Genomic DNA, 12180 nt, shown 5'->3' with positions numbered 1-12180 from the left:
CTGTCAGGGCATGTATTCGAGCTCGATTTTCTCCACCCACTGGGAGATGTTGTCCCGGATGAACAACCAGTCCAGCTCCTGCGGGGGAATGGCCTCATATGACGTGAGGACCTCGGGATCCGTCTTTTCCAGCGCTTTTTGGTTGGCGGGGAGGCTGGCGAATTCGGCGGCAAAGTCGCCCTGGACTTCACCGCTGCCAAACCAGTTAATGAAGCGCTCCACCTCTTCCTTCTTGTCCGTGCCCTTGATGATGCCCACCTGCTCCACGGCATAGGGGACACCGTCCTCCGGTGCCATGACCCCGGCAGTTACGCCGTACTGCTCTTCACGGGCAGGAATGCCGCTGATGGTCATCTGCCCCATGTCCACGGAGCCGGCAGCCATGCGGGCAAAGAGGTCCTCGCCTTCCACGGCCTTGGACCCGTTTTCGAAGTAACCGCGGACCTGCTCCCAGCCTTCATCCGAAATGCCCAGGTCACCCGAATCGTCCCGGTAACGGGTCAGGATGCCGGCCATCACGATCTGCTGCGTGGCACCGGCCAGGGTGCTGACGGATTCATACCGCCCCTTGAACCGGTCATCGGCCCACAGATCGGTCCAGTCAGCCGGTGCCTCGGCTTCCGGAACGGCGGCAGTGTTGTACGCCAGCACGATGCCCTGCTGCACGATCGGCCAGAACGTCTCACCGTCACCCAGGCTTTCGTCGACGTCGGCGGACCACTCAGGGGTGTAGGGCTCCAGCAGGTCTTCGGCCTTGATCTGCTCGAAGTACATGTTGTTCAACCCAAAGACCACATCCGCAACGGGGTTGCCTCCCTCGGCGATGATGCGGTTGGTCAGGTCTCCGCCGCCCAGGCCTACGATTTCAAGGTTGAATCCGGCCTGCTCGGCCTGCGCCTCCAGCCAATCTCCCTTCCCGTCCGAGTTCGAGTTGGTGTAGACCACCAACGTGGCTCCTTCGGAGCTCCCCTCGTTGCTGGATTCCGTTGACCCTCCGCAGGCGGTCAGCAGCAGCGTTGCTGCCAGCCCGGCTCCGATCAATTTAGTGCGCACGTCATCGTGTCCTTTCAGATCCCCCCGGCCCGGCGCCGCGATGGCCTGAACCTATCCTCATTGGCCCCGTCAGGCAACACCTGTCCCAGCTGACCGGACACCCCAATTTCCGCTCTGTTCCTGAGCGCGTCCATACTATGTAGGACAACAATTGGCGCGGACTTCTGTCCGCAGCCGCGCGGGCACCGCCCGCCCCACCGATGGAGACCCCCAGATGCGTCGAATTCCCGTCCGCTCGTCGGCTGCCCTGCTGCTGGCAGCGTTGACCCTCAGTGCCTGCTCCGCAGGTTCAGGCGGCGGGCAGTCCAGCGGCCAGGACGGCGCCGGCGCGCAGCCGGACAACGCCGTCGTTGTCGCGCTGACCGGGGAACCCGCGAACCTGGACTTCACCACCACTGCCGGTGCTGCCATTCCGCAGGCGCTGATGTCCAACGTGTACGAGGGCCTGGTGGAGATCGACCAGGACGGACAGATCCAGCCGCTGCTCGCCAAGTCCTGGGACATCAGCGACGACCGCACCGCCTACACCTTCACGCTGCAGCCGGGGGTGACGTTCTCCAACGGGGAAGCCTTCACCGCCGAGGACGTAAAGTTCAGCCTGGAGCGGGTGAAGTCCGATGCCTGGCTCTCCAGCCTGAAAACCAAGATGGACGTCGTGGACAGCGTCACCGTCCTGAGCGACACCGAGGTCCGGATCCAGCTCTCCCGGCCCTCCAACGCCTGGCTCTTTGACCTGGGCACCCCCGTGGGCGCCATGTTCGATGAAAGCGGCGTCGCAGAGCTGGCCTCCACAGCCATCGGCACCGGACCCTTCACTGTGGAAGCCTGGAACCGCGGCGAATCCATCGAACTGGCCGCACGCTCCGACTACTGGGGTGAAGCACCCAAGGTGGAAACCGCAACGCTGCGCTACTTCGCGGACGCAGTGGCCACCACCAATGCCCTGCGTTCCGGGGATGTTGACGTGGTGTACAACATGCAGGCACCGGAACTGCTGCCCACCTTCACCGGCGATGACTCCTTCCAGGTCCTCGAAGGAACCTCCAACGGCGAGGTCATGCTGTCCATGAACAACGCCCGGCCGCCGTTCGACGACGTGCGCGTTCGTCAGGCAGTGCTCCACGCCGTGGACCGCCAGGCCGTCCTGGACACGGCGTGGAGCGGCTACGGCACACTCATCGGTGCGCCCGTGCCGCCCACCGACCCGTATTACGAGGACCTCTTCGGCACCTACGCCTATGACCCGGAGAAGTCCCGCGCGCTGCTGGCGGAGGCGGGTGCAGAAAACCTGAACATCACGTTCACCGTACCCACGCGCCCCTACGCCACGGCCGTATCCGAAATCGTGGTGTCCCAGCTGGCCGAAGTGGGCATCAACGCCACCATCGAGTCCGCAGAGTTCCCCGCAGTCTGGCTGGACAAGGTCTTCACCCGCCACGACTACGACATGTCAGTGGTCCTGGCCGTGGAAAGCCGCGACCTGCTGACCATGTTCAACAACCCTAACTACTACCTGGGGTATGACAACACGAAGATCAAGGACGAAGCGGCCGCTGCCGATGCGGCTGACGAGGCCGGGTATGTATCCGGCATGCAGAAGGTGGTCCGCACCATCAACGACGACGCCGCCGCTGACGTCCTGTTCCTGTTCCCCAACATTGTGGTGGCCAAGTCCGGCGTCACCGGCCTGCCGGCCAACTCCGTCACGGAAGCGCTGGACCTGGGCTCAGTAGGCTGGCAGTAAAAGACCGTGGGAATCCGCCTGCTTATTAATGCTGCCCGCTTTGCCGTCACCTTCCTGGTGGCCACTGTGGCAGTGTTCCTCTTCATGCGGGCCATCCCCGGGGACCCGGCCCAGATAGCCCTCGGAGTCAACGCGACCCCCGAACTGCTGGAGCAGACCCGCCGGGAATTCGGCACGGACCGCCCGCTGCCGGTGCAGTACTTCGACTGGGTGTCGGGACTGCTCCGCGGGAACTTTGGGGTTTCCTATGTCACCCGGCAGGACATCAGCCCCCTGCTGCTGGACCGGCTGCAGGTCTCGCTGATCCTGGTGGGACTCGCCATGGCCGTTGCGCTGCTGATCGCCGTGCCGTTCGGAACCGTTGCCGCGCTGCGCCACCGCAAGCCCAGCGGCGTCCTGCTCAGCGGGCTGAGCCAGCTCGGCGTGGCCGTGCCGGGCTTCCTTGCGGCCATCATGCTCGTGGTGGTTTTTGCCGTGGGACTGGGCTGGTTCCCGGCCAACGGCTGGACCCCGCCGGGTGTGGACTTTGCCGACTTCCTGCACCGGGTGACCCTGCCGGTGCTTGCCCTGGCCTCGGTGCAGGGCGCTGTCCTGACGCGTTACGTCCGGTCCGCCGTGCTGGAAGTGATGAGCGAGGACTACCTGCGCACGGCCCGGGCCAAAGGCCTGGGCAAGCTGGAGGCACTGGTCAAGCACGGGCTGCGCAACGCCGCGGTTCCGGTGCTCACCGTCGCCAGCGTCCAGCTGGCCGCCCTGATCATCGGCGCCGTCGTCATTGAACGTGTCTTTGTCATTCCCGGACTCGGGTCCATGCTCCTGGACGCAGTGGGCAACCGGGACCTGCTCACCGTTCAGTCCGTGGTGATGGTGCTGGTGGCCCTCACCCTGATCATCAACCTCGTGGTTGATGTCCTTTACACGATTGTTGATCCCCGCCTGAGGAAACGCGCATGAGCTCCGAACGCAGGCTTTCTCCGACACTGCTGGCCGGAGCCGTGCTGGTGGCGGTGGTGGTGCTGGCGGCGCTGGTCTCTTTTTTCTGGACCCCTTACGATCCGCTGCGGGCCTTCCCTGCCGACCGGCTGCAGGGCTCCAGCAGCGCCCACCTGATGGGCACCGACCGCTACGGCCGGGACGTTTTCTCCGGCATCCTTTACGGCGCCCGGATTACCCTGTCCGTCGGACTGGTGGCCGTGGGCATTGCCGCGCTCATCGGGACACCGCTTGGTGTCCTGGCCGGCATGCGCCGAGGAGCGGTGGAGGAAGTGACCATGCGCGGCGCGGACATCCTGCTGGCGTTCCCCGCTTTGCTGCTGGCGATCATGTTCGGAGCGGTCTTTGGCGGGGGAACGACGACGGCGATGGTCGCCATCGGGATCGGTTCCATCCCCGGCTTTGCCCGCGTGGCCCGCTCCGGAACGCTCCAGGTCATGAGCAGCGAATACGTTCTGGCGGCACGGGCGGCCAGCCAGCCCGGTCTGCGGATCGCCCGCCGCCACGTGCTGCCGAACATAGCCGGAATGGTGGTGGTGCAGTGCTCGGTGACCTTCGGACTGGCCGTCCTGGCTGAGGCTGCCCTCTCCTTCCTGGGCCTGGGCACACCGCCGCCGGTGCCGTCCTGGGGCCGGATGCTGCAGGAATCCCAGCAGTTCCTGGGCACCTATCCATCGCTGGCGATCTGGCCCGGTGCGGCCATTGCCGTGGCGGTTCTGGGCTTCAACCTGCTGGGCGACGGCCTGCGGGACCGGTTTGATCCCCGACTGAACGGAACACGCTGATGTCCGCGCCGTACTCTGTGCCCGGTCCTGCCAACGGCCGCCCAACCGGCTTGCCGTCATTCCTGCCTGCGCCGGTGCCTGCCGCCCACGCCCAGCTGCTGACGGTCACCGGGCTGCAGGTCACGGCCGGGAGCCGGGTCCTGGTGCAGGACTTCGCGCTGTCCCTGGCCCGGGGTGAACGGGTGGGCCTGATCGGAGAATCGGGATCCGGAAAGTCCGTCACCGCGGCCGCACTGACGGGATTGTTGCCCGAAGGCCTGCACGTCACCGGATCCGTCCGCCTTGACGGCGTCCCGCACGACCTGGTGGGTGCCGGCGACCGGCAGATGAGCCGCATCCGGGGCAGGCGGACGGGCATGGTGTTCCAGGAGCCTCTGAGTGCCCTGAACCCGCTGATGCGTGTGGGGCGGCAGGTAGCTGAAGCGTTGACCCGGCACGGAGCCGCCCGCGGGCGGGCAGCCGACGCCCGCAGTGTTGAACTGCTGGCATCGGTCCAGCTTCCGGATCCGGCAGAGGCCGCCCGCGCGTACCCCCACCAGCTTTCCGGCGGCCAGCGGCAGCGCGTCATGCTGGCGATGGCACTGGCCAATGACCCGGACCTGCTGATCTGCGATGAACCCACCACCGCGCTGGACGTGAGCGTCCAGCGCCAAATGCTGGATCTGATCTCCGACGGCGTTGCTCGGCGGGGGAGCGGACTGCTCTTTATCACCCATGACCTGGCAGTTGCCGCGAGCATTTGCGACCGCATCCTGGTGATGCGCAAGGGCGTCCTGGTGGAACAGGGCCCCACCGCGGACGTCTTTTCCCGGCCACGGCATGACTACACGCGCGGACTGCTGGCCGCCTCGGATTTAGAAGCCACCGATGCCGCCGGCAGGCTGTTCACGGTTTCCTCGGCAGCGGGTTATGTTCCCGGTGCCGCGCGCGCTTCCGATGCCGTGCCCCCCGCCGTCGTCGGGCCCGAACCGCAGCCCGCGGCCGCCCTTTCTGTAGCCGCTGCTGACCAGTCCCAGCCCGAACCCCTGATCCAGGTGCGGGGACTTCACCGCACCTACCGCCGCGGGCGCAGCTCCCTCTTCCGCGCCCCGGCCGAAGTTGCGGCGCTCCAGGACGTGTCCTTCGACGTGGCCGCGGGGCAGCGGTTCGGAATTGTGGGCGAATCCGGGTCCGGCAAATCCACGCTGCTGCGGATCCTCGCCGGACTGGATCTGCCGACCTCTGGCTCGGTGAAGGTGGCGGGCAATGAAGTGGCCGGCTCCCGGGAAGGCCAGCTGCTGGAGCTGCGCCGGCAGCTGCAGATAGTTTTCCAGGACCCCATGGGATCGCTCGATCCGCGGATGCGGGTGCGGGACCTGGTAGCCGAACCGCTGCTGCTTCCCGGGGAGCCCGTCGGTGCCCGCCACCATGCTGCCCGGGTTGCTGAAATGCTCCACGCCGTTGGGCTGCCGGAGGACTCCGCAGACCGTTTCCCGCACCAGTTCTCCGGAGGCCAGCGGCAGCGCATTGCCATAGCCCGCGCCCTGATCTGCGAGCCGCGCATCCTGGTGGCCGATGAACCGGTGAGCGCCCTGGATGTGTCCGTGCGGGCGCAGGTACTGAACCTGCTCTCTGACCTGGTGGACAAATACCAGCTCACGCTCGTGTTCGTTTCCCATGACCTGGGCGTGGTGAAGCACCTCTGCGACACAGTGGCGGTAATGCACCGGGGGCGCATCGTGGAGTCCGGTGCCACGGGGCAGGTCTATGCCGCGCCGCAGCATGACTACACCAAACAGCTCGTGGCGTCCTCGCTCTCCCTGCACGCCAACCCGGGTGCCTGATCGAGAAGACATAATCAGCAATACGGCGGGGGAGCCGGCAGAGCTGGCTATACTTCCAAACAGCTTCAAGAACTGCGGCCGCCAAGCTCCGACTTGGCCGCATACCAACCCCGCGCTCGTTGGGTGGTTCGGATGAAGAAGTGGCCTGCACTCGCCTCACGGCACCCGGTGCGGGCAAGAGCACGCTGAAAGGACCGGCGCGCGGCGCCGCATTCCCATGGACAATGCCTCCCACCGCAATCTTTCCCACCGCAATGACCGCCCGGCCGGCAGCCGCCCGGGCAACGACGACGAACCCCTTCCCGGCCTGGAACCGAGGGCTGTGTCCCTGCAGGATTACCAGGTCATCACCCGCGCCCGGGAAGAGTTCCTCGAATTCCTGCTCGCCGGAACCGGGCACCGCGAATGAACGGGCAGTCGGGGCTCTTGCTGGATACCCCGGTGCTGGCGGAAATCCGCAGTTTCCGCTGCAGTGAGGTCCTGACGGATTTCCTGCGCTGCCGCAGCTCGCTGCGGATCTTCATTTCGGCGCTGACGCTCGGTGACCTGCCCTGTCCGGACAGCTCCTGGCTGCAGGAGCTTGCCGACCGTTTCGGGTGCCATATTTTGCCGGTGGACCAGGGTGTTGTCCTTGCCTCGGCCGGGTTGGAGCGCGATGCCGGCACACTCACGGTGGTGCTGGCCGCCACGGCACTGCGCAGCGATCTGACCATAGTGACGGACCGCCCGGAGGATTTCCGCCGGCTCGGAGCTCCCGCCGTCAACCCGTGGACTGCTGCCGGGACACAGGAATATCCCGGAGTGCAGCGCGGGTAACAGAGCAGGCTTCACGAAGGGGCCGTGAGAAGATGCCTATGTCCCGTGACCGAGAGCACACCCTGCTTTCGGCTGCCCAAAACCCTGACGTAAGGATTGCTGGCCCATGGCCGACGAAGGCACCATTCCCCGACCCAGAATCGCGCACGCCGACCGGATAGACGACGACGGCGGGGCACCCGCCAAGTGGAAGGTCGTTGGCCCCGGACTGGTGGTGGCTGCAACCGGTGTGGGCGCCGCAGACATGGTTGCCACCCTGGTGGCCGGATCCAAGTACGGCTACGGCCTGCTGTGGGCCGTGATTCTCGGCGTAATCCTTAAGATCATCCTGGTGGAGGGCGCCGGCCGCTACACGCTCGCCACCGGCAAGACCATTTTCGAGGGCTGGCGCTCGCTCGGAAAATGGACCACCTGGTACTTCGGTCCCTACATCATGATCTGGGGCTTCGTATACGGAGCCACCGCCATGTCCTCCGCGGCCCTGCCGCTGGCAGCACTGTTCCCCGCCGTCGATCTGTGGGTCTTTGCGATCCTCATGGGCCTGGCCGGCCTGGGCATGGTGTGGTTCGGCAGGTACGCCACCTTTGAAAAGATCACTGCCGCCCTGGTGGGCATCATGTTCGTCACCGTGGTGGGGCTGGCCGTCATTGCGGCTCCCAACATCCCGGAGATGTTGTCCGGGCTGGTGCCGCTGATTCCCGAAGGCGGAGTGGTCTACACGCTGGCGCTGGCCGGCGGCGTGGGCGGCACCATTACGCTGGCCGCGTACGGGTACTGGCTGCGGGAAAAGGGCTGGTACACGCCCAAGTGGATGAAGGTCATGCGGATCGACAACTCCATGGCGTACGTCATGACCGGCATCTTCGTGATCGCCATGCTGATTGTCGGTGCCGAAGTTGTCCGTTCAGCCGGTGTCTCCCTCAGCTCCGGCGATGAAGGCCTGCTGGACCTTTACGACGTGCTCAAGGCCGAGTACGGGGACATTGTGGGAACCGGATTCCTGGTTGGTTTCTGGGCTGCTTCCTTCTCCTCCATCATCGGGGTCTGGAACGGTGTCTCCCTGATGTTCGCGGACTTCTGGGGCAACATGCGCGGCAAGGAGTCCGGACACGAAGACACCCGCGTGGGCGGAAAGTACTTCAAGTTCTACCTTCTGTGGCTGACCTTCCCGCCCATGCTGCTGTTCCTGCTGGGCAAGCCCATTGGGCTGATCCTGGCCTACGGCGTCCTCGGTTCGCTGTTCATGCCGTTCTTGGCCGTGACGCTGCTGGGGCTGCTGAACGGCCGGCGCGTGCCCAAGGCCTGGGCGAACAAACTCCACACCAACCTTGCCCTCGGCATCACGGCTTTGCTGTTCATTGTGCTGGGTATCCAGCAGGCCGTGGACGCCATTATCAAGGCATTCTGACGTTCTTGGCCGCTGACGAATTTCCCCTCTAAACTGCCCTGCCGCGGTCCTTCGCGGCAGGGCAGTTTAGCGCAAAGACAACGCTTACGGGAGGTGCTCAGCAGGGGGTAAAAAAACTCGTTCTGCGCCATCTACGCCATGTTCCCCCCTCGGCTACGCTTGAAAGGCGAGAAGAGGTTGCAGCATGGAAAGTTTCGCGTCAGAAGGGCCTAACAGGCTCATTTCAGGGCGTTACCGACTCAATGAACCCATAGGCCACGGTGGCATGGCCACCGTCTATCGTGGACAGGACGAGGCTCTCGGCCGCGACATTGCCGTGAAACTCTTTCGGGCCAGCGCCGTCGCTCCAGACGACGTCGGCCGCCAGGAAACGGAAATGCGTTTACTGGCGTCTCTTTCCCATCCGGGCCTGGTCACACTGTTTGATGCCGGCAAGGACGACGCCGGCCGGGACGACGGCGAAGCCGGCGAACCCCGTGCCTTTCTGGTGATGGAATTGGTAGAAGGGCCGGACCTGCGCAAACGCCTGCGCGAGGAGGATCCCCTCAGCCCCGCGGACGTCGCCTACATCGGAGCTGAGCTCGCGGGCGCGCTGGCGTATATCCATGGCCGCGGCGTCATTCACCGGGATGTAAAGCCCGCCAACATCCTTCTTCCACCGATCATTGCCGGCACGCTGCCGCGCGCCAAGCTGACCGACTTTGGCATTGCCCGGATGCTGGACGGCGACCGGATGACAGCCGCGAACGCGACACTGGGCACAGCCAACTATCTGAGTCCGGAGCAGGCCAGCGGCCAGGACGTGGGCTTCTCCAGCGATATCTACTCCCTTGGCCTGGTGCTCCTGGAAGCCGTAACCGGGCGCATTGAATACGGCGGCAGTGCGGTGGAAGCGGCCCTTGCCCGGCTCAGCCGCAGCCCTGATGTGCCCGAAGCTTTGGGGCACTACTGGTGTTCCCTGTTGGAGGCAATGACGGACCGCGATCCCGATCAGAGGCCGACCGCGGCGGAAGTCTCCGCCCAGCTGCTTGAGTACCGCTGGTCTTCCCTGGATGTGCTGGCGCCAGTGCAGTCCCCAGCCCGTGTGCAGGCAGAGGACACGGGGGAGCACACGGGTGCTGAGACCGGCGGAGCCGACGACGGCGGGCCGGCAACCGCGGACAGCGGGACGGACGGCCCGGAAGATCCGGCTGCCTGCGGGCCGGCAGCAGACATTGTTCCGGACCCGGACCCGGACCCGGATCCGGTGCCGCTTCCGGACCCGGTGGAGGTGAAGTTGCCCTCCGGACCCTTGCTCCTCGTTCCGCCGCAGACGCCGCCCAAGATCGGACCCGGGAGACTGCAGGCCGCAGCTGCCCGGGCCGCATCGCTGGCCATTCCCAGGCGGCCGTCAAAGCTCGTCTTGGCCGGACGAACGCTGCTCGGCCTGGTAGCCGTAGCCGTCCTGACCATGACCATTATGGCCGTCGCGGACAGGATGGGTATTTTTCCGCAGGACCAGGGCTATCCGGCCGTTCCCGGACAACTCGGTGAGCACCTTCGGGAATTGCAGGAAAGTGTCAATCCGTGAGAGGCCTGCGCATCATTCCGGCGGCGGCCCTGCTGGCAGCATGCGCGTTGTCCGGGTGTGAAGCGCCGGGGATCGATTCGGGCGCCGCCCGGGAGCTGCAGGGCCAGGTTGCCGAGGTGGCCGAGGCCGCGGCAGCAGGAGACTATGAAGCAGCGCTGGAAGACCTGACTGGGTTGTCGGCCCGTCTGGAGACGGCAGCCAGGCACGGGGAAGTCTCTGAGCGCCGGCAGGAACGGATCAGTGCGGCCATCGAAACCGTGCGCCTGAACCTGCAGACGGAACTCGCCCTGCAGAAATGACCGGGTCCGCCGCCGGCACCCCGCCGCAGGGATGGACCGGGGATAATTGCCTCATGACTTCAGTCTCCGACGCCCTGCCCTCTGTTCCTGCACCGGATGAACGCTGCCCCTGCCTGAGCGGTGAAACGTACTCCGCCTGCTGCGGCAAGTACCACTCCGGAGCCCGGAACGCACCCACCGCCGAGGCACTAATGCGCTCCCGGTACTCCGCATTCGCCATCCGTGACGAGGCTTATCTGCTGAAAACCTGGCACCCCTCCACCCGGCCCGCAACCCTCGATCTGGACGCCGGATTGCAGTGGCGCCGACTGGACATCGTGGAGACGTCCGCCGGCGGACCGCTGGACGAGACGGGAATTGTGCGCTTCAGGGCCCACTTCCGGGACGAAGCAGGGCGCGGCGTTCAGGAGGAGACCAGCCGATTTGTCCGCATCAGCGGAGTCTGGCTCTATGTGGACGGCGAATAGGCGGGGGCACTTCCGCAGCTTCTGCCTCCGCTTCTACGCTGAAGGGGACCCATCAGTCTGAGCAGGCGAGGACACCATGAAAGCACTCGTGTATGAAGGCCCCGGACAAAAAGCATGGAAGGACGTTCCGGATCCGACTATCCAGGAGCCGCGCGACGCCATCGTAAAAATCGACTCCACCACCATCTGCGGCACCGACCTGCACATCCTCAAGGGTGATGTCCCGGCCGTAACCCCCGGCCGGATCCTTGGGCATGAAGGTGTGGGCACCATTACCGAAATCGGCAGCGGCGTCAGCAACTTCAAGGTGGGGGATAAGGTGATCCTGTCCTGCGTGTCCGCAGACGGATCCTGCATCTTCTGCCGAGACGGGCTGTACTCGCACTGTTTGGGCGAGGAAGGCAGCGCGGGCATCGGCTGGATTTTCGGCCACCTGATCGACGGCACGCAGGCGGAATATGTGCGGGCACCCTATGCGGATACTTCCCTGTATCTCCTGCCGGAGAGCGTTTCCGACGAGCACGGCGTCCTGCTGAGCGACATTTTTCCCACCGGGTTCGAGATGGGGGTGCAGTACGGACAAACAAAACCCGGGGACGTGGTGGCCGTCGTCGGCGCCGGTCCGGTGGGACTCGCGGTTATTGCCACGGCAAAGCTCTACGGCGCGGCAAAGATCATTGCGGTGGACCTGGACGCAAACCGGGTGGAGCAGGCACGGAAATTCGGCGCCACGCACGGGGTGAACTCCGGGGACGCTGATTGGCGCGAGCAGATCATGGCTCAGACCGACGGCTGGGGAGTGGACGTGGCCGTGGAAGCGGTGGGCATCCCCGCAACCTTCGAAATGTGCACCAACATTGTCCGCCCCGGCGGCAACGTAGCGAACGTAGGTGTGCACGGGAAACCCGTCAGCCTGGAGCTGGACCGGCTGTGGATTGAGAACATCGACATCAGTATGGGGCTGGTGAACACCAATACCCTGCCCATGCTGCTGAAACTCGTGGCGGAGGGAAAGCTCCCCGCGGAGGAATTCATCAGTCACCGCTATCCGCTTGGCGACATCATCCAGGCCTATGACACGTTCTCCCGCGCAGCTGAGACGAACGCGCTGAAGGTGATCCTGCAGGCCTAGAACGGGCACGGAAAAGGGGGCGGGCGGAAACCGGACAGGTTGCCGCCCGCCCCGATTTTCGTGCAGTTGCTGCGCGGGCAGATAATGAAA

General features: G+C 65.2%; 12 protein-coding genes and 1 riboswitch. Of the genes, 11 read left to right on the top strand and 1 reads right to left on the bottom strand.

Translation table 11 applies throughout. From position 1 onward, the window contains the following. Positions 1-3: 3 nt before the first annotated feature. The gene (locus tag ACIQXM_RS02490; protein ID WP_400927080.1) at positions 4-1053 is read right to left on the bottom strand and encodes an extracellular solute-binding protein; all 1050 of its coding nucleotides are present in this window, start codon (positions 1051-1053) and stop codon (positions 4-6) included. A 214-nt stretch (positions 1054-1267) separates the two neighbouring features. On the opposite strand from ACIQXM_RS02490, the gene ACIQXM_RS02485 reads away from it, so the two are divergent. From ACIQXM_RS02485 to ACIQXM_RS02435, 11 genes are all read left to right on the top strand, one after another. After that, entirely contained in the window at positions 1268-2797 is a 1530-nt protein-coding gene (locus ACIQXM_RS02485) for an ABC transporter substrate-binding protein (protein WP_400927740.1), read from the top strand. Positions 2798-2803: 6 nt separating this feature from the next. Continuing rightward, entirely contained in the window at positions 2804-3751 is a 948-nt protein-coding gene (locus ACIQXM_RS02480) for an ABC transporter permease (protein ID WP_400927077.1), read from the top strand. Then, complete coding sequence (locus ACIQXM_RS02475) at positions 3748-4575, top strand: ABC transporter permease (protein WP_400927074.1); 828 nt, start codon at positions 3748-3750, stop codon at positions 4573-4575. Before ACIQXM_RS02480 ends, ACIQXM_RS02475 begins: the two co-directional genes overlap by 4 nt. Continuing rightward, on the top strand, positions 4575-6398 hold the full coding sequence (locus ACIQXM_RS02470; RefSeq protein WP_400927071.1) for a dipeptide ABC transporter ATP-binding protein: 1824 nt from the start codon (positions 4575-4577) through the stop codon (positions 6396-6398). The genes ACIQXM_RS02475 and ACIQXM_RS02470 overlap by 1 nt, the downstream gene beginning before the upstream one ends. Positions 6399-6461: 63 nt before the next feature. Next, positions 6462-6585: riboswitch (SAM riboswitch) on the top strand. A 30-nt stretch (positions 6586-6615) separates the two neighbouring features. Continuing rightward, positions 6616-6807, top strand: a complete 192-nt coding sequence (locus ACIQXM_RS02465; RefSeq protein WP_400927068.1) for a hypothetical protein — start codon at positions 6616-6618, stop codon at positions 6805-6807. Next, positions 6804-7214 (top strand): plasmid stabilization protein, encoded by a 411-nt coding sequence (locus ACIQXM_RS02460; protein ID WP_400927066.1) that lies wholly within the window; start codon positions 6804-6806, stop codon positions 7212-7214. Before ACIQXM_RS02465 ends, ACIQXM_RS02460 begins: the two co-directional genes overlap by 4 nt. Before the next feature lie 106 nt (positions 7215-7320). Further along, complete coding sequence (locus ACIQXM_RS02455; protein WP_400927063.1) at positions 7321-8622, top strand: Nramp family divalent metal transporter; 1302 nt, start codon at positions 7321-7323, stop codon at positions 8620-8622. A 184-nt stretch (positions 8623-8806) separates the two neighbouring features. Further along, a complete protein-coding gene (locus tag ACIQXM_RS02450) occupies positions 8807-10192 on the top strand; it encodes a serine/threonine-protein kinase (RefSeq protein ID WP_400927060.1) in 1386 nt (461 codons plus the stop codon). After that, positions 10189-10491 (top strand): hypothetical protein, encoded by a 303-nt coding sequence (locus ACIQXM_RS02445; RefSeq protein ID WP_400927057.1) that lies wholly within the window; start codon positions 10189-10191, stop codon positions 10489-10491. Before ACIQXM_RS02450 ends, ACIQXM_RS02445 begins: the two co-directional genes overlap by 4 nt. A 53-nt stretch (positions 10492-10544) precedes the next feature. After that, positions 10545-10958, top strand: coding sequence for a YchJ family protein (locus ACIQXM_RS02440; protein WP_400927055.1), 414 nt, complete (start codon positions 10545-10547; stop codon positions 10956-10958). 76 nt (positions 10959-11034) lie between these two features. Next, positions 11035-12090 (top strand): zinc-dependent alcohol dehydrogenase family protein, encoded by a 1056-nt coding sequence (locus ACIQXM_RS02435; protein WP_400927052.1) that lies wholly within the window; start codon positions 11035-11037, stop codon positions 12088-12090. The last annotated feature ends 90 nt before the right edge of the window (positions 12091-12180 follow it).

Origin of the sequence: Arthrobacter sp. NPDC097144 (genome assembly GCF_044762205.1) — a bacterium.
GTDB lineage: Bacteria > Actinomycetota > Actinomycetes > Actinomycetales > Micrococcaceae > Arthrobacter_B.
The sequence above is the reverse complement of the archived record's forward strand: the minus strand, read 5'-3'. Positions and strand labels throughout refer to the sequence as shown.